At 67.8% G+C, this 23,757-nt stretch carries 13 protein-coding genes; 5 read left to right on the plus strand and 8 right to left on the minus strand.

Annotated elements, in window-relative coordinates:
* Positions 1-51 precede the first annotated feature (51 nt).
* The 3 genes from drmC to drmA are packed head-to-tail and all read right to left on the minus strand — an operon-like array spanning position 52 to position 6,607.
* The gene (drmC, locus tag ACFYU0_RS32720; protein ID WP_389305909.1) at positions 52-834 is read right to left on the minus strand and encodes a DISARM system phospholipase D-like protein DrmC; all 783 of its coding nucleotides are present in this window, start codon (positions 832-834) and stop codon (positions 52-54) included.
* Positions 831-2,738: a DrmB family protein gene (gene drmB, locus ACFYU0_RS32725; protein ID WP_389305911.1), complete on the minus strand. Its 1,908-nt coding sequence runs from the start codon at positions 2,736-2,738 to the stop codon at positions 831-833. Before drmB ends, drmC begins: the two co-directional genes overlap by 4 nt.
* Positions 2,735-6,607, minus strand: a complete 3,873-nt coding sequence (gene drmA / locus ACFYU0_RS32730; RefSeq protein ID WP_389305913.1) for a DISARM system helicase DrmA — start codon at positions 6,605-6,607, stop codon at positions 2,735-2,737. The genes drmB and drmA overlap by 4 nt, the downstream gene beginning before the upstream one ends.
* A 227-nt stretch (positions 6,608-6,834) precedes the next feature.
* Here drmA and ACFYU0_RS32735 point away from each other — a divergent pair, with 227 nt between their 5' ends.
* The 3 genes from ACFYU0_RS32735 (at position 6,835) to ACFYU0_RS32745 (ending at position 9,265) form a co-directional block, all read left to right on the plus strand.
* Positions 6,835-7,185: a type II toxin-antitoxin system Phd/YefM family antitoxin gene (locus ACFYU0_RS32735; protein WP_389305915.1), complete on the plus strand. Its 351-nt coding sequence runs from the start codon at positions 6,835-6,837 to the stop codon at positions 7,183-7,185.
* Positions 7,182-7,751, plus strand: coding sequence for a Fic/DOC family protein (locus ACFYU0_RS32740; RefSeq protein WP_389305917.1), 570 nt, complete (start codon positions 7,182-7,184; stop codon positions 7,749-7,751). The genes ACFYU0_RS32735 and ACFYU0_RS32740 overlap by 4 nt, the downstream gene beginning before the upstream one ends.
* A 695-nt stretch (positions 7,752-8,446) precedes the next feature.
* Positions 8,447-9,265 (plus strand): hypothetical protein, encoded by an 819-nt coding sequence (locus tag ACFYU0_RS32745; RefSeq protein ID WP_389305919.1) that lies wholly within the window; start codon positions 8,447-8,449, stop codon positions 9,263-9,265.
* 375 nt (positions 9,266-9,640) lie between these two features.
* Here ACFYU0_RS32745 and ACFYU0_RS32750 read toward each other — a convergent pair whose 3' ends face one another.
* The 3 genes from ACFYU0_RS32750 to ACFYU0_RS32760 all read right to left on the minus strand — a co-directional run bounded on the left by ACFYU0_RS32750 (position 9,641) and on the right by ACFYU0_RS32760 (position 16,032).
* The gene (locus ACFYU0_RS32750) at positions 9,641-13,903 is read right to left on the minus strand and encodes a hypothetical protein (protein WP_389305921.1); all 4,263 of its coding nucleotides are present in this window, start codon (positions 13,901-13,903) and stop codon (positions 9,641-9,643) included.
* 10 nt (positions 13,904-13,913) lie between these two features.
* A complete protein-coding gene (locus tag ACFYU0_RS32755) occupies positions 13,914-15,395 on the minus strand; it encodes an esterase/lipase family protein (protein WP_389305923.1) in 1,482 nt (493 codons plus the stop codon).
* Positions 15,396-15,492: 97 nt separating this feature from the next.
* The gene (locus tag ACFYU0_RS32760) at positions 15,493-16,032 is read right to left on the minus strand and encodes an ATP-binding protein (protein ID WP_389305925.1); all 540 of its coding nucleotides are present in this window, start codon (positions 16,030-16,032) and stop codon (positions 15,493-15,495) included.
* 164 nt (positions 16,033-16,196) lie between these two features.
* Here ACFYU0_RS32760 and ACFYU0_RS32765 point away from each other — a divergent pair, with 164 nt between their 5' ends.
* Both ACFYU0_RS32765 and ACFYU0_RS32770 read left to right on the plus strand, forming a co-directional pair.
* On the plus strand, positions 16,197-17,036 hold the full coding sequence (locus ACFYU0_RS32765) for a Scr1 family TA system antitoxin-like transcriptional regulator (protein ID WP_389305927.1): 840 nt from the start codon (positions 16,197-16,199) through the stop codon (positions 17,034-17,036).
* Positions 17,033-17,254: a DUF397 domain-containing protein gene (locus ACFYU0_RS32770; RefSeq protein ID WP_389305929.1), complete on the plus strand. Its 222-nt coding sequence runs from the start codon at positions 17,033-17,035 to the stop codon at positions 17,252-17,254. Before ACFYU0_RS32765 ends, ACFYU0_RS32770 begins: the two co-directional genes overlap by 4 nt.
* A 46-nt stretch (positions 17,255-17,300) precedes the next feature.
* On the opposite strand, the gene ACFYU0_RS32775 is transcribed toward ACFYU0_RS32770, so the two are convergent.
* Both ACFYU0_RS32775 and ACFYU0_RS32780 read right to left on the minus strand, forming a co-directional pair.
* On the minus strand, positions 17,301-19,286 hold the full coding sequence (locus ACFYU0_RS32775; RefSeq protein ID WP_389305931.1) for a competence protein CoiA family protein: 1,986 nt from the start codon (positions 19,284-19,286) through the stop codon (positions 17,301-17,303).
* 121 nt (positions 19,287-19,407) lie between these two features.
* The gene (locus ACFYU0_RS32780; RefSeq protein ID WP_389305933.1) at positions 19,408-23,706 is read right to left on the minus strand and encodes an Eco57I restriction-modification methylase domain-containing protein; all 4,299 of its coding nucleotides are present in this window, start codon (positions 23,704-23,706) and stop codon (positions 19,408-19,410) included.
* Between the last annotated feature and the right edge of the window lie 51 nt (positions 23,707-23,757).

Genomic DNA, 23,757 nt, shown 5'->3' on the forward strand with positions numbered 1-23,757 from the left:
CCGAAACGACAGGGCAAACGTCATGTGAACCACAGCACTGCGATAGGTATCTCAGGACCGGCGTACGTTAAGTGCGTTCAAGGGCCTGAGGACTCTCAGCCGCTGCAGCTCCCGAATATGTTCAGCGGCCCTTCTCGGAGCAGTACTACCTGTGACAAGCACGCCAGCTTCAAGGTTCTTGTTGACCCCGGACTCGGTGAGGTTAGCGCTGCCCACCAGCAGAATGCGGCGGTCGGCGACGGCCAGTTTGGCGTGCTGGCGGGCACGTTGGTGCTCGCGTGCCGAGGGTGCCCAGTGCCACAGTCTCAGGCCCCGTACCGAGGTGAAGGCGTCGGCCGGTTCAGGCCCGGAGAGCAGTCCGCCAGCGCCTTCAAGGGTCTCCACGACGATGTGGACATCCACGCCCCGCGTCACGGCATCTCTCAGGGCCCGCAAGAGCGGAGGGTGGGGCCGGGCTGCGTACGTCATGGCCAGCAGCTCTGAGTCGGCGCGACCGACGAGGTCGGTGAGAACCCTCGCAGTGGCACGGGCGGGCACGCCAGGGGTGGCGGGCCCGCTCCAGACGGTGCGTACCTCAGCCTCGCCGTGGCGCCGGGACCATCCGGCAACGAACCCGCGCAGGTAGGCGGCGACGTCGGGGAGCGGAACACGGTCCCGTTCCGCTGCGTCGTACAGGTTCCGTATCGCATTGACCGCGGCCGGGACTGGGACTACGAGCAGCGCGTGCTCAAGTCCCCGGCCCCGGGCGAAGACCCCAGCCAGGTCCTTGGCACGGGACGGCCCGAGCAGGACGACCGCCTGCTCTGCCGCCGCCTCGAAATCCCGGCGGCTCACGGCCGCAGATTCACAGGAGTGAGGACCTGGTCGGTGTCGTCGCCCAGCGGGACGAGGAAACGGCGGTCCAGGAAGCGGTTGCCACGTTCGCAGGTGGTCTCAGAGACGAACAGGCAGACGTGGCAGGCCGCGCCATGCAGGTAGTCCGCTGGGTCCTTCGGCAGCCGTTCGGCGCACAGCGGGTCGGAGGAGCAGCGCGCGGCATCCTCCAGCGCCCTGCGCACGATCCGTTCGAAGTGGGGGTTCTCGGTCAGAGACACGAGGCCTCCCAGGGTGCCCTCGGAGTCGGGAACGGCGGTGTAGATGAGGATGCCGGTGCGGGTCTTCTCCTCGTCTCCGGCGTAGATGCGTTCGCCGAGGCTCGCCGAGCTGTAGCCGCATTCCAGGGCAATGGTGCGGATCAGCATGTGGGAGAGGGTGTGCAGAGCTATGTAGCGTTCACCGGGCCAACCGCGCATGGGGTCGAAGGGGCCGGTGATGCGGTCCGATTTACGGTTGCTGCGAAACCGGCCGAAGGCTTCCCGGTGGGCCGCCATCTGCGGCGACTTCTGCATCCGGTCCTCCCATTCGGCCATCAGGTCCTCGCGCACGCGCAGGAAGATGCCCTCGCCGCGTACCTCGCTGGCCGGCACCCAGTTCTGCGAGGTGCGGGAGAGACGCACGAGGGTGGCGATCTCCTCCGATTCGGGGTCGGGGGCGTCCAGTCGAGTAAAACCAACCAGCGCGCGAGCCTCCCGCAGCCGCTGTACTTGGCGGACGTCCGCGAACAGTTCGCCCAGCGTCGTGGGGAAGGTGACACTCTCCATCGCGAAATCGTCGGTGGGGTCGGGCACGTGCGGTGCGGCGAGGACGTCCCATTCAGGGCTGAGCAGGTCGGCCGCCACCGCCGCCGCGGGCTGGTTCTGCTGTCCGGCGTTGCCCTGTTTACGGGCCTCGACGGCGGCGATCAGCGCGTCCGGGTCGTACTCCTTGAGGTAGGTGAACTGAGGCATGGCGGCCAGTGCGTCGTAGACGGGGCGCGAGGTGACGTTCTGGAGCTCGACCCAGCGCTCCTCGACGAGCTCGGTCAGGTCCTGGTTCCTGCTCGGTGGCAGAGCGAGAGCACTGAGCGTCATCGGGAACCACTGGTTGGATGCGCCCGCCACCATGAGGGTGGCCTCGCGGTCGCAGCCGTCGCTCTCGAAGGCGGACAGGTGCGGGTGGCGGCCGCGGCAGGCAGGTAGCTCGGTCCGGCCCCGCTCCCCCATCGCGTCGCGGATGTTGCGCTTCTCCCCGCAGGCGACGCATTCAAGGGTGACGTTGGCCGCCTGGTTGCCGCCGTGGTCCTTCATGCGCATCAGCGGCCTGGGACTCTTCGCGCACGGGTTGCCGTGGTGGACGAACATCGCGTACGGGAACTCGTCCAAGTGTCCGTTCGTGCAGACCAGGGTGAAGCGGGCGGTCACGGCGAGGGGCCTGCCGAACTTGCAGTCGCTGTGGACGAACTTCGCCTCGTGCGGAGTGCGTGGGTTGTTGTTGAGGAAGGTGAAGGCGTCGGAGTCGATGGGGGCGAGCAGGTTGCAGGCGGTGCATCGCAGCCACTGCGGGAAGGGGGTGACGGGTACGCCTACGCCCTGCGCGGCCCAGTCCTTGGGGGCACCGTCGGCGCCTTCCATCCAGGGGGCGGAGCGCAGTTCGTTGATTTGTGCCCGGCCGTAGAGCTGGAGGGAACGGTTGACGGCGGTGCGCAGCCGGGGTTCCTCGATGAGGTAGTCGTCGGGGAGGAGCCCGGTGTGGCTCCAGGATTCGAGTCCCTTGACCAGGACGGAGAAGTTGGGCAGGTCGACGAGCGCGCCCACGCCGGCCGTGTACATGAGATGGCTGGGGCGTGCGGCGCCCACGCGCCGGTAGTAGTTGCCGCTCATCGCCGTCCCTTTCCTGCGGCGGTGGCGGCGTCTCCGTACTCGTCGGCGTCGACCGGTGCGCCGCCGTCGCCGCCGGTGTCCTCTTCGCCGGCGGTGCCCTTGCTGCCCGTGGCCCCGAAGTGCCAGGCGGGGCCGCCGTTGGTGGGCTGGTCCACGAAGTTGCCGCCGCCGGGGAGCAGTAGGTTGAGTTCGTTCTCGGTCTCCCGCATGGACATGGGTACGGTGAGTTCGTCCCAGCGCGAGCCGTCCGCACGGTGGAGAAGTCCGGTGACCAGGGTGTCCTTCTTCTTCTCCTTGCGGTACCCCAGGATGCCGCCCCCTTCGCGGCGTTCCTCCCAGCGGTCCTTGAGGGCGTAGATGCGTTCGGTGAGATAGTCCTGCGCGCGTTGGCCGCCGACTCGGTCCGCCCGCTCCAGCAGGCGCTGTTCGACCTGCCGGGCGAGATCGCCGTAAAGGTCCACGTGCTGGGCGTCGGTGTTTCGGGAGTTCTCGTACGCGGCCTGACGCAGCGCCGCGATGTACGTCGGTGCGGTGCCGCGGTCGAGTGCGCGGCGGGTGAACGGGGTGACCGACAGGGCTTCGACCTGGCGGTAGAAGGTCGCGTGGTAGTGCGCGAAGTCCTCGAAGTGCGCCAGGTCGCGTGGCCGGGACCAGTTGTAGAGGGTGACGACCAGGCCGGGGCGCCGCGCGTCACGGCCGACGCGGGAGGACGCCTGGATGTACTCGGCGGTGTTCTTGGGCTGGCCGACGACGAGCATCAGGCCGAAGCGGGAGACGTCGACGCCGACCTGGAGCATGGAGGTGGCCAGGACGACGTCCACCGCGCGTTCCTGCACGGGCGTCATACGGGCCCGTGGTTCCCGCTTGTGCCGCCGGGCCGCCATGTATTCGGCGGCGAAGGCCTTGCGGCGCTCCGTGGTGTCCCGTTCCGGGTCGAACGGGGACTCCAGCCGTTTGAGGGTGGCGCTGATGTCCGCGGAGGAGATGCGGGAGGTCAGTTCCTGGATGGTGAGCATGCCGGACTTGGTGGGGATGCGGTTCGCGATCGTGTCGTGCCCCTTGCGTCCGCCGTTGCTACGGACGCGGGTGGCGATGTCGTCGTCGAGGTAGCGCCGCATGCCGGCGAGTTCACGGGTGGCGTTGAAGTAGCCGACGAGCGTCATGTATGGGTCGGCGGCAGCTCCGTAGGTGTCGAACTGCTCCTGTCCGGCGAGCAGGAGGATCTCGGCGACCCGGATCTCCGCGGCCTTGAGCCGGGTGCCGTGGGCGCACACGCCGAGGTAGCGGCGGCCGGGGTTGTTCCGGGCGAGTTCCACCTGCCGGGAGAAGAAGGTGTCGCCGACATCGAGGACCTGCGGCGGGAAGACGGCGACCTGCCGGGCGAAGACGCCGCGCACCTGTTCGGCGGCGCGCTTCGTGGTGGCCGTGGAGGCGACGATCTTCGGGCCGACCTCGTGACGTACGCCGTCACGGTCGGTGTACGTCCAGCTGCACAGCTGGTCGACGGCGGCCTCGAAGAGCCCGACGGTGGTGCCCAGCGCTCCGGAGATCAGGTGCAACTCGTCCTGGATGATCAGGTCCGGGGGCCGCAGCCGGGTGACGGGCTGGGCCGTCACCCCGTCCAGCGCCCCCTTGCGGGTGTGACGGCTACGGCAGCCGGTGCGCTCGTCGAGGTCGTCGTGGCGGTAGCCGTGGCGCGGGCACCATTCGGTGACGCGGCCGAACAGCAGCCCTGCGTAGCCGTTCCACGGGAGTTGGGCGAACTTGTCGACGGTGGCGATGACCATGGCGGGGGCGAGGCGGTAGATCTCCTCGTCGACGGTGAGCACGGGGATGCCCTCGCCGGGTGAGCCGAGCCGGGAGAAGGGGCAGCGGTCTTCGCCCTCGCCGCGCGGGCAGTACAACAGCACGCGGCGCCGGTCGGGGTCGTAGTCCATGTTGGAGTGCGCGGTCAGGCCCTGTCCGCACCAGGGACAGCTGAGGACCTGGATGACTCGTGCGTGCTTGTCGCTGGCGCTCTCCCGGGCGCCGGCGATCTGCTCCTGCGCCTCGCCGAACCAGTTGGGGGACACCGAGGTTCCCACCCACAGCCCGATACGGAACGGGGTCGTGCCCCAGCGTCGGTCGCGCGCGTACTCCTCGCGGCGCAGTACCTCGCAGGCGCTGACCAGGGCTGCGGCCCGCTGGAACTGCTGGGCCGTCAGCAGCCTCAGGGTGTAGCGCATGAGGACGGCGACGCCCGCACGGCCGTCGCGGGCCTCGGTGCCGCTGCCCACGATGCCCTGGAGCCTGCGCAGGGCGAAGGTGTAGGCGGCCAGCCCCAGGTAGGCCTCGGTCTTACCGCCGCCGGTTGGGAAGAACAGCAGGTCGACGAGAGCCTCGCGCCCGGTGCCGCGGTGCGGGTGGCCGGGGGCGCTCAGCGAGGCGAGGTTGAGCAGGACGAAGGCGAGCTGGAAGGGCCGCCAGCCGGCCGCCTCCTTGCCCTGCGCGTACACCGCCTGGTGGGCCTTGCGGTAGGAGGCGGGATCGTCCTCGTGCCCGGCGCGCCGGGCAGCGATGGCGGTGTTGCGTCGCTGGAGGGCCATGGCCCGGTTGGCGAACCGGAACGCTTCGAGGGCGTCGTCGTCCGTGGACAGGACGTCGATGCCGAAAGCTATGCGGTGGCACACGTCCTCGGCCTGGTCGATGGCCGCTTCGGCGGCTGTGCGCAGGTCGTCGGGGAGGGTCCGCGCCTTCTCCCGCTGAGTCTGGAGCCAGGAGCTGTAGCCGTCGGCTAGCGGGGCCAGGGCGGCGCTCAGTTCCGCGCGGCGTGCGGGTACGGCGAGGGCCGCGAGCTCATCCATGCCGAGTTCCAGCCCGGCCAGCAGCGGCTGTTCGTCAATCTTGGGGGCGGTGGTGGCGCGTACGTCGTACTCGGGCAGCCATGTGGTGGCCAGCCGGTGAGCCCGCCGCTCGCCGTGGCGGACGTCGGCCGTCACGGCGACGTTGCGGCCGACGCCGTAGCGGAGGCTGTCGCGGTAGAGGAGGCGCAGCCGCCGCTCCTCCGGTTCCTCGGAGGTCCCGACGGAGCGGGGGTCCAGCGGGTCGTCGATGGGCAGGAAGACGGCCGCCCGGTCGTCGGGGAACGCGGCCACCTCCAGGCCGGTCTGGAACAGCCACTGGGTGTCCCTGCGGTCGGACGTGCTCTCGGGAAGCCGGTTGACAAGGGCGACCTCCACGACACGCAGGTCCTCGCCCGTCGCTCCGGCCGGGCGTTCGCGGACCTGTACGTCGAGGTGGATGCCGTGGGCGTCGTCCCCCTCCAACACGTGGCGCTGGTCGCCGGTCCGGGTGACCTGGATGTCGATGGGGTGGTGCTCAACGGCCTCGCGCCCCCACACGCGCACCGGGTTCGGGCTGGTGTCGACGATCCTGTCGGCCAGCGAGTACCGCCCCCAGCGGGCCGTGACGCTGAGGGTGCCGATCGACGCCGGGACCACGAAGGACAGCCCCATGGAGGAGGCCCAGATACGGCCGGCGGCCTGCGGGGTGAGGCGTTCGGGCAGTTCACCGCCCTCGGCGGCCTGCCCGTCGTCGCTGCCGGGTTCATCGTCGCCGCTCTGCGCGGCGGTGCGGGCCATCGTGCGGGCGTCGTCACCACCGTCCGGGCGGGGCCCGAGCATGCCCACCAGGTACCGGTCGCGCGGCCCCGCGGACCGGTGCGGCAGCTCCTCCGTCTCCCCGTCCCAGGGTCCGAGGAGGTCCCGCCGGATGTACGTCACCAGCCCGTCGCGTACGTCGTACGAGTCCCCGGGGCGGAAGGTCTGCGGCACCTCGTTCAACGGATGCGGCGGCACGCCGAGGGCGGCGGCGGGCGGGGACGACGGCATGGGACGGACCCTCTCTGCCAGGTGATGAGCCAATGGGGTGAGGCTATCGCGGGGGTGTGACAGTGCGAGGCGACTTCAGCAAGATGTCGATTGACTTAGTTCACAACCATTCTCCCGTGGTCGGCCGACAGGGCAAGCCGCACGCTAGAGGCACCTACTCCGCGCGTCACCGAAATCCGTACTAGAATCTGTACAGAATCAAGACTCTATATGGGTACGGTGACAGCATGGAGATCCCTGAGGTCGTGACCGTCAGCGACGCGCGCGCGAGACTGTCGCGGATTCTGACCGACCTGTCGGAGTCCGGCGCGGATGCCGACCCGGTCCTGATCGGCGCCCACCGCAAGCCCCAGGGCGTCCTCCTGTCCGTCGAGGCCTTCGAGGCGCTGAGCGGCCGAGCGGCACGACGTGCGGCCGTCGCCTCGGCCACCGGCTCCATCGAGGCCGAGGGGCTCCACGCCTCCGACGCCTCCGACCGCGACACCGAGGCGTACGTAAAGGGCGACCTCGACGCGGATGCCCTTGTCGCCCGCGCGATCGCCCGCCACCGGCAGACTTCGGAGCGGCGGGCAGGGTGAACGATCCGTACGCCATGCCCAACGGCGTGCTGCGCAACAAGCTCGGCATCACCGACCATCAGCTGCTCCAGGCAGCGGAGGCGGACATCACCCGGGCCCGCCTCGTCATGCTCGCCGAACGCCCCCCGCCCGGCGCGTACGACCTCGGCCATCTTCAAGCGTTCCATGCCGCGATCTTTGGCGACATCTATCCGTGGGCAGGTGAGTTACGGACTGTGAACATCGCCAAGCGCACACCGTTCTGCCCGGCGAGAAACCTGGTGTCCTACGCCGGAGAGGTCTTCGGCCGTCTCGCCTCCTCCGGTCATCTGCGGGATCTCCCCCAGCAGGAGTTCGTCCTCCGACTGGCTGAGCTGTACAGCGACATGAACGTCCTCCACCCGTTCCGCGAGGGCAACGGGCGTGCCCAGCGGGCGTTCCTGGCACAGCTCAGCGCCGACGCGGGATACGAACTCAACTGGTCCGGCATGGACGCCCAACGCAACGAAGACGCTTCGGTGAAGAGCTTCCTCGGTGACAACAGCCTGCTGGAGCAGATGCTCGACGAGCTCGCCATCAAGAGCTGATACCCGTCGCTTCCAGTCGCCAACGCGCTTTCGGCCGACCTATGCCGTCGCCCCCTGCGGCGCCGGCATGTCGAAATCCGTGCGCAGAGAACGGAGAAGGTTCCCCGAGGACGGCGACGTAGGCATGTTGCGCCGGCGTCTCCAAGCACGCCCCGACATGTCCCCCATACCGATGGCGATGGCGATGGCGATGGCGATGGCGATGGCGATGGCGACCGTAGCCGACGTTCCGCCGTCATTATCAAGCCATCTCTCACGCAGGAACGACACACTGCTCCTCGCCAGTGCTAGCCTCTAGGTGGCCTGACGGGGGCCACTCCCGGCGCTGAACTGCCCCAATTCCAGCGCCACTCAGGGACGAAGGAGCCATAGCTTCACCGGAACTGGTATCTGCGTCTGATTGTGCCCACATGCTGGGTGCACCGATTCAGTTGTCGGACGTTTGGGGGCAGGAGCGTTCGAGGACGGATCGTGCAATGCCTCATGGTGGACGCCTCTCCCATCTGACTCGTACACGCTGCGCCTATACCGGCGAGCCGTACCAATTCGCCCTGAAGGAACTCAGGAAGTCGGCTGGTCCGCGACCCGTTCCCGACGCTGCCTCGCCTCAGGCACTACTTGAGTCACAGGTCTTGTGCAAGCTGGGGGATGGCGGTGCGTGGTCGGCACACCCTTTGGGGATCTCCAACGCACGGGTGAGCAGCGAGAACCCTATCGTCGTCCAACTCGACAGCCATGTTGAAATCTCGCAGGGCGACAACTACCCCATGGCCTTCCATGCTCTCGATCGGCTCTTGCCTTATGCCGAGCCGGGGGTTCAGGTGAACGGCGTCCCAGGCCTCCGCATCGCCGCCATCCGGAGGGATGACCTCCACCTCACCCTTGTGAACACCAACAGCCGCCTCCTCCTCCGGGGGATTACCGGCACCAGATGGAGTACATACCTGGATCAGCGATGGAAATCGCTCGATGCGGACGGATATCCACCGCTCTGGAAAGCACCCACACTGACGACCCATGAGCACGACGACGCGGATTCATGCCGCCTGGTGCGCAAGACTGAGCTCGACATGCAGTGGCTGGGCTCTGGCCTACTGCGGAGGATCGCACTGTTTCACACCTCGAGCTCCGCCTATTCGACGCGCTCATGGATCACCGACGACGAATGGATCTTCGAGCTCGACACGCGAAATGACGTGCGTCTCGATCACGACACCCTGCTTTCCCGCCTCACTGATCCTGTGTGGGGGCTGCCCCTTCGTGTCTCGTCGCATCACTGCACGTGTGACGACTCGCCGCTGCCAGACAGCCGGTACACGCGGCAATGCACGTACCACCTGGTGAACTCGCAAGGTCTGCCATGTGGCATGCAGATTCGGTTCCGATCAGGTCCCGCCGTGTACGCCGACGATTCGACACGCGAAGAACTCGTGAGGCTGGGTGCCGATAGCGGCTGGCTGGACCGGGTCCTCCCGGAAAACGGAAACGTTTCCGATGAGGGGGCGGATCGATGAATTGGGACAGCATCACCTTGACCGTCTTCGCCGGGTTCGGCGTTGCTCTCCTTGTCCTGGCTCAGCTCCGCGAATTGCTGGGAAAAATCACTGAAGTCGTCCAGGCCTGGCATGAGTTGCAGAGCAGGGTGCGGGAAAGGGACGAACAGGGGACACCATGCACGCGAAGGGATCCAGATCGTCAGTGACATCCCATTCCGAGATCCGTACGTCTGCGTGCAAGTGTGCGTGCCGTTGGGGAAGTCGGTACGCATTCGGGGTGCCGACCGCGCCCGATCTTCCCTGAACCTGGATCGGCGCCAGGCGGGTGGTCTTGAGGTGGCGGACAGCGATATTGCCACCCGTCGGCCAGGCACATTGGGCCAGAAGCCCGGTTCAGGACTCGCCCATGAGGTTCGATGGCGCTTCGAGGCTCACCTGCACCGGGCCTTCCTCTGTGGCGAGGACCAGATCACCGTCGACGACGGCCAGGTCGTGTACAGGAAGGCCCAGGGGAATCCTCAGCACCTCCGCTCCCGCCTCGCAGTTCCAGAGGCGGGCGGTTCCGTCGTCTCCGCCCGTGACAAGCATGACTTCGCGGTCCGGGAGCCGGTACGACTCCACGGTGGTGAGGCCGGGGTGGGCGATCGGCTCCCCCACGGCATGGCCCGTCATCAGGTTCCACCGTCGTACGACCCCGTCCGCCCCCGCCGTGGCCAGGATGGGCTGACCGCCGAGTCCGACGAACGCGGACAGAGCCCGTATGCCACCGGCGTGATCCGTCATCACCTCACCGGTCCTCGCACCGGTAGCCGGATCCCACAGCCGCACCACGCCGTCCTCGCCTCCGGTGGCCAGGAAAGACCTCCCACCGAACCCGACGAACGCCGACAGCGCCCGCACACCGCCGACGTGATCCGTCACCACTTCGCCGGTCTCCTCACCGGTATCCGGATCCCACAACCGCACCACGCCGTCCTCACCACCGGTGGCGAAGACGAGTTTCTCCTCCTCGTCCTGGACCACTCGGATCGCGGTGATCGTGAGGACGTCTCCGTCGTGTTCGATGCGGAACCTGTCGACCTGCTCGCCCTCGGCCGGGTCGAACACGCGCAGCATCGCGGTGGCGTCCACGGCGGCAAGCAGAGTCTGTTCCTCCTCGCCGCTGAAGGACATCAGTGTCCGCGTGGTCGTCGCGGCGTCGTCGACGAGCACGCCTGCCGACCGGCTGTCGTACGGCGCCCAGATCCGTAGGGTGCAGTCGTCACCGCCGGTGGCCAGCAGGGGGTGTGCGCCGGACAGGGGCGGCACCGACGAAACGGCCCTCACCCAGTTCTCGTGGCCCCTCAGAGGCGCTGTCTCTCGCTCGCCGCCGACCGGATCCCACAGTCGCAGGTTGTTGTCGCCACCGACCGTGACGAGCAGGGTCCGTGTACCGGCCTCGGTCTCCTCGACGAGGGCTCCCACCGCGAGGACCGGCCCCTCGTGGCCCGTGAGAGGCGCCATGGTCTGGCTGCCGGTGTCCGGGTTCCAGATGCGGACCGTCCCGTCCTCACCGCCCGACGCCAGCAGCATCTGTCCTTCCCGCCCCGCGAACGCCACGACAGAGAAGACAGCTCCGTCGTGACCGGTCAGGGGATCGGTTGCCTCCTCCCCGGTCGTCGGGTCCCAGATTCGAATCGTCCCGTCGTTGCCGGCGGTGGCCAGGAGCCATTGCCTTTCGTCGCCGTCTGTACGGACGAACGCCGCCACCGAGTAGACGTCGCCATCGTGGCCGATGACCACGAGTTCCTCGGTCTCCCGGTCGGTGTACGGGTCCCACCCGGTCACGTACTCCTCCCGGCCGCCCCCAACCGCCAGTTCCTTGCCGGTCATCGGCTCCCAGACGCGGACGGTCCCGTCTCCGCCGCCTGTGGCCAACAGTGTCCGCTCATCGTCGTCCTCGAACGCCGCCACCGAGTGGACCCAGTCGTCGTGACCGGTCAGCGGCTCTCCTACGGTCTCTCCCCTGATGGGGTCCCATATGCGGACCGTGCCGTCCGCACCCCCGGTCGCCAGCAGAGTCCGCCCGCCCGGTCCCGGGAACTCCGTGATCGACTGGACGGCGCCCTCGTGCAGCGCCACCGGGTCGCCCACGGCTTCGCCTCTCGCCGGGTCCCAGATGAGCACCGTCCCGTCGTCGCTGCCCGAAGCCAACAGCACCCGTGAGGCGTCCGTGAACGCCACGACGGCCTGCACCGAGCCCGTGTGACCGGTGAGTCGCAAATGGGGTGCGTGGCGCTTCAGTTGCCCCCAGGCCACGGACCAGGCCGCGTCAGGGTCGGAAGACCTTCTGCCGAAGCGCTGCACGACGGTCTCCGGCGTGCAGCGAAGGGTCGCCAGCTCGCGCAGTCCCCGCCGGTCCCGGGAATGCGCGGTGATGAGCTGCTCCCAGGCGAACAGGACTCCCGCCACCGCTGGAGGCAGCTCGAACCGCCCGAGGGCTCTGAGCATGACGCTGGCCACGATCGCCGAGGGGCTCAGCCGGTCGAGCAGTTGGGGGCGGTCCGCTAGGAGCTGCCATCCGTCCGGCCCGGCGAGACCGGCGTGGGTGGGCAGGTGGTGCACGACATAGGGGTTGGGCCGTTGGTCCGGCTCCGGGCTGCTCCAAGGGCTCGCCAGGTACTCGGTGATACGGCGGTGCCGGTTGTCGTGGGTGGAGAGCGGAAGTGTCCGGGTGAAGTATTCGGCGAACGTCCGGTGCGCCAGGCGGTACACGCTCTGGCCGGATTCCGTGTCCAGCATGAGGTACGGCGCGGCCGTGCGCAGCAGCTCCGTGATGTCGTCATCGGTGACGGCGACATCAGGGTTGTCGGCGAGGGCCGTGGCGATGCCCGCCCACACTCCGTCGGCGATGGGCAGGCCGCGCCCTTGCGCCAGGGCGAGCGCTTCGAGCAGGAGGCGGTTGCAGGGGGCCTGTGCGGTCAGTCGCTCGACGGCTCGGGCGAAGAGCTGCTGGTGGTCGCATGCGAGGAGGGGGGTCGGGTCGGCGGCCAGCTCGGGGTTGCTGATGACCTCGCGCACGGCGAGGCGACCGTAAAGAAACTGCCGGTCGACGCTGCTGAGAGCTTCCGCGGTGCTGTCGATCTGCGAGGGGTCGACGCCCAGCCGGGCCTTTGCAGCGTACAGTCGTTTGCGGATGTACTCGCGCATGGCCACAGGGTCGCGGGTTACGTGCAGCGTCTCCCGGTTGTCTTTCCGGTCCACTCCCAGTGCGTCCATGAGGTCGGCGTCCTCGGGTACCGGCAGGTCGGGACCTTCGCTGGTGGACTGGCGTGTGCCGACGATGACGCGGACCCCGGGCAGATCGGCCAACGGGCTGAGTATCCGTTCCGCGATCAGCAAAGGTAAGTGGGCCTCGTCGAGCGCGTCCACCAGTAGCGTGAAGCGAACCTCGGCGTCGCCCCTGGGGACCCCTCCGCCCATGCTCTTGCCGACCGTGCGAAAGCTCTGAACCAGCCAGGCGCACTGTTCGCCGATCGCCGCGTCGGGGGGATCGCCGAGCCTGGCTGATTCGGCGATCCGCTGCACCAGGGTGCGGGGCGTCGCCCCCGTCAGATGAAGCACCGAGTCGAAGACGTCGTACGGAGGGAGGCTACCCAGAGGCAGCGGCGCGAGATTTTGATGAGCCATCAGGATGTCGGCGAGCTCGCGCCGGGAGTGCACCACGACATGGCCCAGCAGTGCCGACTTGCCCGACCCCGCCGCCCCGGTGACGACGAGCATGCCCCCTTCCGCGCTGTCGAGCCACGAGAGGATCCGGCGGCGCTCATCGTCCCGTCCTTCGAAGTACCAGCTCTGCTCGCCGAGTTCGGCACCACTCGCCTTGGGGACGAAGTGGCGACGCTCGTCATCCGTGAGGGTGACAAGGACCTTTTCGATGTCGGTCACGGTGTCGAGGGAGGCCTGCATGCGGCCCGCCAGGGTGGGCACGGCGCGGTGCAGGGCGGCACCGCCGTCGTCCAGACGCAACTGGATGGAACAGCCGCTCAGGTTCCGCTGGAGTTCCCTGGAGAGGTCGTAGAAGTCGATCGTGTCCTCGGTGCGGAAGGTACCGGTCAGGGCGGTGGTCAGCACCCTGCGGAAGGCACCGAGGGCGGTGCTGCCCTCGGCGGCTGTCGCGACGAGCAGGAAGTTGCGCGCTTCCCGGTCCCGCAGGGCCTCGGAGTACATCCGGTCCACGAAGTCACTGGAGGAGCACGCATCGATGATCACGATGGCCCAGCCGGCGCCGATCTGACACTGCCGTGCCTTGAGGGACTGCAGCAGCTCCTCGGGCCCGATGCCGTTCTGCATCAGCTCCGCGGGGCTGAGGGCGTGTGCGAGCAGCGTCGTGGAGCCCCCGTTGCTCCACCCGTGGCCGACCCAGTACAGGAATGTGTCACCGGTGACGTCGGAAGCCGACCACTCCTCAAGCCGCCGGCTGACAGCGTCGGCGCCTCGCTCCTCCGCCGGGACCGTCCAGGTGTCGCGGCGAGCGCCGAACGGTTCCAGCAGCGCGGCGATGGCCGCAACCTCCGGCTCCGTCTCCAGATGGTCGTGGTGAAGGTACACACCGATGTCGACGGGAAAGAACTGCAGCGGCCCCGAGGCATTCCCACTGTCCGAAACGGTCATCATCGGCCGCGTCTCAGTCGTCCTCGGGATCGATTGCCAGGACGAGTTGGGTGACGGGTGCGTTGCCTCCGGACTTGGCCTTGATCCGGTACAGACCGGGTGCGGGCAGGGTGACGTGGGCGCCGAGCTCACCGTCGACGGGGCGGAGGTCCGCCCTGGCGATCTGCCGGTCGGTTGCGGCGTCATGAACGGTGCACCGGGGCCTGGCGTTCACGGGCCGCCCCGAGTCCGGCGCGGAAAGCACCCGCAGCAGCCAAGGCCTGTCTGCCGCGGCGTAATCAGGGACGTCCAGGCCGATGTGACCGTCTCCCAGCGCCGCGCCGAGATCGTGGTCGTACTCGGTGAGCACTGCTCGCACGTACTCGATGGCGACGCTGTCCTTGGCCAGGCCGCCGTGCTGCAACGGCAGCCATTGGGGGTCATTCGAGGCGAGGTGGGCCGCGTCCCGGTAGACGGTTCCGTCTCCTGCCCGGTCACGGCGGACGGGGACACGGTCACCGTCGCGGGCCAGTTCGCCGTTTCCGTTCCCCTGGAACGCGACGTACTGCTTGTGCACCACCCCGGCGTCGAGGCGCAGACTCTGTGCCGTCGGCTGCGCGACACCGACGACCGCGCGGTGTCCGGGGAGCACGGGCCCCTGTTCACGCATGCGTTGCTGGAACAGCTGCGCATCACGAGCGAGTTCCGCGTCGCCGCCCAGGGCCGCCACATCGGCCGGAGTCAGACGGTGTACGTCCGTACCCGCGTCGACGCAGCGGTAGTCCGGCAGCAGGTCGTGTACGCCGGGCAGTGTCGCCGAGAGGGCCTGCATCCGGCGCCGCAGCCGGGCGGGCAGCCGGCCGGAGCGGTCGCCGTTGAGGATGACGGCCGCCTTGACCGAGCCGAGGAACGGCGTGCCGAGGGTGACCACTGCCCTGGTCTCGGGGGCCAGATCACTGCCCTGGGAAGCGGCGTGGGCGAAGGCCGCCCGGGTGACCAGGCCGCCCATGGAATGGGCGACGAACACCAGGCGGGCCTCGCGCCCGTGCGGATGCCGTCGGCGCGCCTCATCGTGCTCCTTGCTGGCGCGCCACTGAGCCAGGTGACGGTGAGCGGCTTCCGCCAGCAGTTCTCCGTTGACGGCGACGGGCAGCCGCCAGTCGTACGGGAACTCGAGTACGGCCTTCGGGTCCTCGACCGTCCGCTCGACGGCGGCGAGCAGGGCGCTGTAGGGCTCGAAGCCCTTCACGAACGGCGCCCAGGCGGGGAAGCGCAGCAGCTCGGTGGCTTCCACCCGGCCGTACTTACCGGACCGCTCGTCCTCATCCAGGTGCAGCGGGTGCACTCCGTCGTCGCGGAGCCAGGCGCCCAGCCACCGAGGATCACGCAGGCCCCACAACGAGCGCCCCGTGGTGGTGTCGCGCAGCGCGCTGCCCATGATCCCCGGCACCACGACCACGGCGTCATGCGTGACATCAGGTGACACGCCGGTGCGCCCGTTCCCCCCATACGTCATGCGGGAACGATATCCGGCGAGTGCCGTACGGAGGGCGAGAACGCCGAGGACCAACGCGCCGCCGAGGGGAAGCGGCGGCGCGTGGCCAAGTCCGATGTCAGATTCGGCCGTTGCTTCTCCCGTTCCCGTTCTCGTTGCCGGAGCTGTTTACGGCGATGTCGTCAGCCAGGACGGGGCGGCCCCGGTCGACCTCGGCCCACAGGGTCTTGGTGTGGAGGTCCCGCGGTCCCGTGCCCCAGCGGTCGGCGAGGGCTTCCACGAGGAGCAGGCCGCGCCCCGACTCCACGGACGATTCCGCCAGTTCGGGCAGCCTCCCGGTTGTCGGCAGGAGCTTGTCCGGCCGGGTGTCGGTGACCTCGATGCGCACCGACTCCGGCGTCAGCGTCAGGCGCAGGGCGAAGTCCCGTCCGGGAGTGCGGCCGTGTGTGACGGCGTTGGCTGCGAACTCCGCGACGACGGCCGCCACGGTGGATGCCGTACAGCCGTCGCGGGGAATCCCCCAGTCCACGAGTTGTTGCACAGCGAGCAACCGGGCGAGCCGAGCCCCTCGCCGGGTCGAGCTGAGCTGCACGCGGAACGACAGGGCCGGGGGCTGGGGTCGGGGTGTACATGCTGAGGCACGAGTTTCTGACTTCACACCGTAACCGTCCCGTCACGCACATAGGCTGGCCAGGGCGGACGGTCGTACCCGGCGGCGTTGTACGAGTCGGGTACGGATTGGTACGGGTCACGGCCCGTGACGGGTGGCGGGGAGCCACGTTGATCCGCGAAGGCACGGCGAAACGTGGGGATGTGACGCACATGGCGAACAACAGCCGCACAAGGCGACGCGAACGGGACGACGACCACCCTGCCATCTGGGTCGGGTACGGCAAATTGGTCAAGCTCTTCCGCGAGCGCGCGAAGATGGCTCAGGCCCAACTCGCTGACTCGATCGGCTACTCCTGTGAGCATGTGGCCTCCATCGAGCAGGGCCGCCGGCCGGCGAAGTCCACGTTCACGGACGCGGCCGAGCGGGTGCTGGACGCGAGAGGGGCTCTCGCCGTACTTCAGGAGGACGTGGACCGGGCCAAACTGCCAGCGTTCTTCCGTGACTTCGCTGTCATCGAGGCAGAAGCGGTCAGCCGCTTCTCGTACGATCCGCTCCTGGTGCCTGGGTTGTTGCAGACCGAGGAGTATGCGCGGGCACTGTTCACAGCCCACTGCCCACCGCTGCCCGACGAGATGATCGAGCAGCACATCGAGGCCCGGCTCAGCAGGCAGCGACTGCTCAGCAAGACACCGCCGGTGGACCTCTCCTTCATCATCGGCGAGTCCGTGCTGCGCAACGCCCTCTGCGGCCGGGACGCGATGCGGGCACAACTTGAACACCTGCTGAAGGCGGGGGCGCAGCGTAACGTCGAGATCCAGATCATGCCGGAGGCCGTGGGTTTCCATCCGGGGCTCAACGGCCCGATGGTTCTCCTCGAAACCCTGGAGCACCGGCAACTCGGGTACTTCGAATCCCAAGGGGTCGGGGTCGTCGTCACCGACCCTGGGAAGGTAAGTGCCTTCGGCCTACGATATGGCAAGCTGCGCTCACAGGCTCTGAACGCCGGGGAGTCCGCACGTCTCATCGAACGTCTGGCAGGAGAGGCATGAACTCCAAGCAGATCACGGCCGACGCGGGTTCGCTGCGGTGGTTCAAGAGCAGCTACAGCGGCTCCGATGGAGGGGACTGCGTCGAGGTAGCCCCCGCTCAGGGCACCGTCCACGTCCGCGACTCGAAGGACCGACAGGGACCGGTCCTCGGCTTCTCTGACGCGGAATGGTCTGCGTTCGTGGCCTACGCGAGGACCGCGCAGGGAGCCGATCTCTGACGCTGCCCCCTCTACGCGGACTGGGTCGCAAAGAACGTGCCATGGCTCAGTTTCCGCCTTGGTCGGCCCCCGCCCCGGTCCCATGCCCACCTGCCCTGGGCACGAGGCGCGGTTGCAGCGGCGTCGGGGCATCGCTGTACGCCGCGTAGGCGCGTTCCTGTTCACGCGCCCAGATCATCCGAAGTGCCTTGTCCGTTCGCGGTACCTCGAACCCCAGCTTCCTGAGCACTTGTCGGTAGTACGGAACGGGCCCGCCTCCCGGAGTCGTCACAAGCGCCGACAACAACGGTTCGGTCGTTGCGGATTCGGCGTCGACCCGCGCCAGCGCCTCCCACCGCGCGCTGTAAGGCAGCGCGTCAAGGTCGTCGGATAATCCGCCCGTCAGGGCATCCCAGGGGACGGTGCGACGTTCACGAGCGACCTGCATTAGCCTTTGCCGCAGCTGTTCCGCGTGAGCTGCCAATGTGAAGGCAACAGGCGTATTGGCAGGTGCGACTGCGGACTTCTCCTTTTGCGCACGCCGTTCGCGCTCATCGCGCTTCTCGTTCGACCGTCGTTGAGCAATGCTCTGTTTTGCCGAGGCGATCACGGCGTTCAGGCTGCGTGCGATATCGCGGGCCTGCGCGAGGTCGTCACCGCGGAGGCCTTCGCCCCGCCGTCCGCCCCAGTCCTCCACTTCACGCAGCCACCGCTGTGCGTGGGTCAGCTGCCTCTGGAGGCGTTGACGCGGCTTGCTCTGTTCGACACGGCTCAAGAGTTGCTGGCCACGGTCGGCCAGTTGCTGAACCTTGCGGAGTTCACGGCGTCCCCGCTCACGCTCACGCTGGTCACGCCTCCGATCGGCTGTATCGTGGAACGCGCGGTAGCCGGGTCCGCGCTCCAACGCAGTCATCGACAAGCGCTCCGGAATCGCGCGGGAGGGTACCCCGTACATCGCGAAGGCGCGTTCGACCTCGCGCATGCACCATCGTCTGATGACAAGAGGCGAGCCAGGCTTCCCCAGCCCGAGGCTGTAAGTGATGCTGCCGAGGTACGGAAGCGGCCCTCCTTCTTCGGCTCGGAGCAGAGCAGCCAGCACGGGATCGCCCTGATTGGACTGCCTATCGACATCGATGAGAAGGTCCCGAAGCTCCGAGCTGTTGTACCGATCCAGGCGCATGTTCACTGTGTGCGCCAGACGCCGCCATGTGGGCCTGGTCTGTCGCCGAGCGTTCAATTCCAGTGCCTGGCGCAGGTCCTGGACGAGTTCGCCCCGGGTCCGGGCTCGCGCCTTCGTGGCGATGGGCTTCTGCGATTGTGGTTGTGATGGCGCACTGGCGGATGGGAGTCGCTCGGCGAGAATCTCTTCGACGGCCGGCGTCCGTAGCCCCTCTGGGGTGAGCCAGCATTCCTCGAATGAAGTCCATTCGATCTCGCCGCTCGGGCGCTGGGTCCCGATGTAAGGACAACGCTCCGCGCCTTGGGTCTCAAAGCGGATGCGGAAGGTATAGCCACTGCGATAGAGAAGGTCATGCGGTGGAGTGCTCTTCATACCGAAGACCCAGTCGACGCTGTCTTCCGCGTCTCGGTCGAGTTCGCGTGCGATGCGGCGCCAGTCCGCGTGCTCAACAGGGCTCAATTGAAAGCGCAGGCGGCGGCCCCTATCGCGCACGTCCACGTCGAGGGCGTCTCCGGGACCCAGACCGAGGCTGCGGAGGTGGACTCCTCCGCGCAGCCGCTGAGAATCGAGCCACTGATGCACCGCGCGCTTGGCGAAGAGGTGGTCGGCGCTGTCCTCTCCGTTGGCTGTGCGGGTGCATCGGTGGTGCGGGCGGTGGGCGAAGTGACAGACCTTGGAGTGGTAGAGGCGATCGGTCAGTGGCTCCCCGCAGCCACCCAGCAGAATCCCGCACCAGTAAGTGTAGTTGGGGTGCTGCTTGCGCCAGCAGGCCAGTTCTGCAGCCGCCATGGGGAGGATGATGGCAAGTTCGGACTTCTTATCGCCGATGACCGCGGTCTGAACGAGGCGGTGGTCTGCGGACAGCAAAGGCATGGCAGTTGGCCTCCGGCGATGGGCGGTCGGACTGCAGAGTCTCAGGTCAAACCTCAGGCTGGCTGTTGCTGGTCAGCATGCGCGTGCCTCCCAGCCGGTGGCTGCGGCTGTCGGCTTCACGTCAGAAGAGCCCATCGTCGGGCGGGAAGAGACCGCCGTCCTCGAATCCGGCTCGGGGAGTGGGGGCAACGCCCCTCTGTTCTGCTCGCTGCCGCTTAGCTTCCGCCGAGGGCGGCGGCATGTCGGGATACTTCTTCGGCTTCTTGTGCAGGCCGAGGTAGACCTCGTCGGCGTATGCCTGATGGTTCAGCTGGCGTAGGCGGTCGATGATCTCGGTGCGGGCGAGCAGGCCGATGGTGTAGCGAATGCCCTGGTCAGTCTCATGGAAGCCGTGGTCGAGCGGAAACGCCTCATGGGTCGGATCCGCAGGGGGAACCCGGCCGGTCCCGTCCAGCAGGTCGTGCCAGCCGTAGGCCTCGACGGTGGCCTTGTCGATCTCTGCGTGGATACGGCGGAGTTCGATGATGTCCTCGTCCTGGCATTCAGGATCGTGGACCAGATTGTAGGTGGTGGTGAGACCCATGTTGCGGCTGAGCATGAGGTCGCGACGGTGAGTGTCCAGGCGGACACCGACGGAGCGGAGGGCGTCTGTAAGCAGCGGACGAACGAAAGGCGTGAACACATCGGTAGGGCTGTAACTAAGATCAGCCTTCATAGTGGCACTCCTGTCGAGGGCCCACCAGTAGTGAGGAGCGCTGCTCAACAAAGCCAGCAACCCAAAGCTGTCAGAAGCAAAGACAACGAGCTTCTGATCAAATACCCGCCCGGTTGCCACCATGACCGGAATGACAACTTTGCTCACTTGCGCCATTACGATACAGCGATGCAGCCGCTCAAGCTGCTGATAGAGCTCAGGGCGCCTACGCTCGTAGAGCCACCACTGTTCACGCGCCGATTTACTGAACTTGACACGGTCACGTTCGGGCTTCACCTCGCGCAAGACCTTCTCATAGGCCTTCGGGTACATCTTGGCCTGCGTCTCCGACCGTTCGCCGAAGTTGATGACCCATCGATCAGTGCCATGCCTCGGGTGATTGTTGACGTCTCTGCCGTTGATGTACGGGTACAAGACCTCGGCGTAGCGACCATCCTCGGCAATCCAACTGCGAGCCTCCGACTCAGGCAGCGTAAAGCCCAGACCCAAGACGTAGGAGCCGTTGAAAGCCACAGCATCGTTAGCGCCCAGCGGTTCGGCCCAGAAAGCCTCCCGCGTCGCCGGAGTCAGATTTGCGGCAATGCCGTGCGGCACGGCGACCCCACCCAGTATTCTTACGGCATGCTCCAGCATCGGAGCCTTACTCGTCCAGACCGCACAGTACTCAAGCACCGCCGAACTCGACGGCCAAGGCGCACTCTTAATAGCTCGCCGGATTTCGACTCCTGCTCGCTGCAGCTGATCGAGGCCGACTTCCCGGCTGTCACCCTGCGCCAAGGTATTCGTAGCGACCAGGCCCGTCTGACCTGCTGGATTGAGCAATCGATGTGCCCGCAGCTCGAAGTACGCCACTAGGTCTGCGCTGCCACGCTTTCCAGCCGCGATGTAATCAACCAAGTACTCGCGGTACGCCTCACCCATCGCGCCCGTAAGTTTCTGCCCACCCAAAAACGGAGGGTTACCAATAATCGCATCGAACCCACCCCGCTTCGTGAACACCTCCGGGAATACCAACGGCCAATGCATCGGCCACCGTTCCAGCACCACTTCCGGCAACTCAGTCGCCAGCCACTTGTCCGCCGTGGACCGAGCCTCCCATACCAATTCAGAGTCATCCTCGACCCCGGCCGCAGCGATCTTCTGCACAATCCACGCAGCCCGCGGAAACAGGTCCCGGACTCTCTCCCCGCCGTCCTCCTCGTACCACGGCACTCGACCCGACGCGCACGTTGCCAGCGCCGCGCCCGCGATTAGGTCCCCAACAAGCCGCAGTCGCCGCGAATGTCGGTTGACGTCCTCCAGCCGCCGCCGTTTCCTCTGGAGTGCCGGTAGGTCGACGCCCTTGATTGCAGTGATCGCCAGACGCTCCTGCGTGAGCTGATCCACCAACTCCCGCGCCTGCTCGGCGAGGATGTCGGCCTGCTGGTCTGGCTTCATGTGGACGGCCAGGATTTGCTCCATGCTGTGGACGCCCAACAGTGAGTCTCCGCAGACCAGCCTGTCATCCAAAAACGTGAACGGCCGCGTCGGATCCATGGACACCAGCCACAGCGACAGCTTCGCCATCTCCACGGCCATGGGGTTGATGTCCACCCCGTACAAGCAGTGCTCGATCACCTGGCGCCGGGCCTCGATCACTACCGGGTCGGATTCCGCGTCTGCCGCAGTGACCGCGTCAACAGCCCGGCCCGCGCGGTACTTGACCGCTTCCTCGCGCCCGTCCCGCTCCCATGCCTCGATCAGCCGGTCGGCCAAGTACCGGCAAGCAGCCACCAAGAACGCCGCCGACCCCATCGCGATGTCCGCGACCTTCAGCTCAAGGATCTGCTCGGCCTTCTTCGGCACCCACGCACTTGTATCCGCCGTCTGGAGCGGCCCCAGCTCGTACACCAGCGGCTCCAGCGCGTGCAGGACCACCTCCTCCGCCAACCGGCGCGGCGTGTAGTGCGTGCCTGTGTTCCTCCTAAGCGAGGACTCCGTCACGAACAGCGCACCCGCCGGGATGACTACCGGCAGGTCCCGCAGATCAAGCCGGATGATGCCGAAGAACGGCAGCAGACGCTCCGCCAGCTCGGCGTCACGGCAGGCGTGGTTCAACAGACGACGGGCGTCTTCCCGCGCTGCAACGTCCTTCACCGGGGCAAGCAGCTTCTCCAGCCTCGACACGCTCGCCGGTGGCTTCGGGTCCTTCCACGCCTCGTAGATCTTCTTCGCGAGGGTCTTCACGTCCCTAGACGTGGCCGCCAGGGACTCCAGCTCCCGCAGCGGTACCTCGTGTTCCACGCCGTCCGGGCCGATGAGGCCGACCATCGTCTCGACGGCACGCCGGCCGTCGTACGAGAGCAGGCCCTCGTACACGTAGCCGATCTCCTCGACGCCCAGCGCGCGGAAGCTGAGGGTGCGGGTCTCCCGCTGCCTGCCCGTGCCGACGCGGACCTCCTGCACGGACTGGAGCATGTGCAGCACCGTGCGGTCGTCGATCGGGAGGAGCGGGGAGCTCTTCTCCAGCCAGGGGTAGGCGTCCGGGTCGAAGATCGAGCCGTCGTACGCGGGGAGTTGCAGCTCCGGGTGCTGCACTCCCCCGTGCACAGCGTGGAACAGCGCGATCAGGCGGTGCCAGGCAGCCGTCGTGTACTCCAGTGAGGACTCGCCCTCGGCGTCCGCGCGGGCCTTCAGCTCGGCGCGGAGCAGGCGGGCGGAGTAGGAGCGGGCGTAGACCTCGTTGTCGGCGGGGAGCAGGCCGCGTTCCTCGGCGAAGAGGAGGAAGACGACGCGCATCATGACGGCGACCGCGGCCCGGTAAACCTCGCTCGCCTCGACGCCACTCGCGCGCAGGCCGGGGGCGCCGCGTTCCATGGCGCTGGCGTCGGCGCGGCCGATGGCGTCGACCAGTTGCTCGACGGCCTGGCGGACCTGGATGCCGAGGGCCTCGGTGACCTCTTCGCCGGCGTCGAGGCTCTTCCTCAGCAGGCCGACCAGGGTCTCAGAGTCGTCGTACTCGAAGAAGCGGCGGCGGCGCAGCAGGGAGACGAACGCGCGGACGACGTTGCGTTCGGCGGCCTCGTTCCAGCCGATGGCGTCGAAGACGGCGGTGGTCGTGACGCCGCCGAGGGGGGCCCAGACGAGGCACCACCAGCGGCCGTCGGTGACCAGGCCGAGGGGGACGTCGTGGTGGCGTAGGAGCCGGGCGAGGCGGTCGGCGGGGCTCGCCGCCCAGTCGTCGCCCCAGCTCGGGCGGGCAGTTGGGGCGGTGCCACTGGGGACGGTCATGCCCAGCAGGCGTACGCGCTTCGCGGCGGACGCCGTGTCCGGTTCGGCGGCGAGGTCGATGCCGGGTTCGGTGAGGGCGAAGTCGGCGCGGACGCGGGCGTTGTGCTCGGGGACGTCGAGGGTGAGGCGGTCCAGGGAGAGGTCGTCGTCCTGGCCCTGGTGCAGGGCAAGCGCGTCGCCCCACTCCAGCAGCGAGCGCAGGACGTAGGCGATCCACTCGTCGCGGCCGGAGGTGGTGTCGGCCTGCCAGTCGGCGTGGCGGGCGCGCAGCCGGGCGCGCTGGTCCTTGTCGACGGCGTCGAGCTGGGGCCAGGCCTGGAGGAGCACGGGCATGGTGAGGAAGGGGCCGGAGACCTCGGTGAGGTCCAGCCATTCCTGGTGCTGGCCCCGGCCGTCGAGGGCCTTGGCCCTGGCGGCGGCGACTCCGTGGGACACGCCTCGGGAGGAGACGCGGGACGAGCCACGGGAGGGAGAGGTGGCGGGGCG

Source organism: Streptomyces sp. NPDC003720, from assembly GCF_042875075.1.
In the GTDB taxonomy this organism is placed as follows: domain Bacteria; phylum Actinomycetota; class Actinomycetes; order Streptomycetales; family Streptomycetaceae; genus Streptomyces.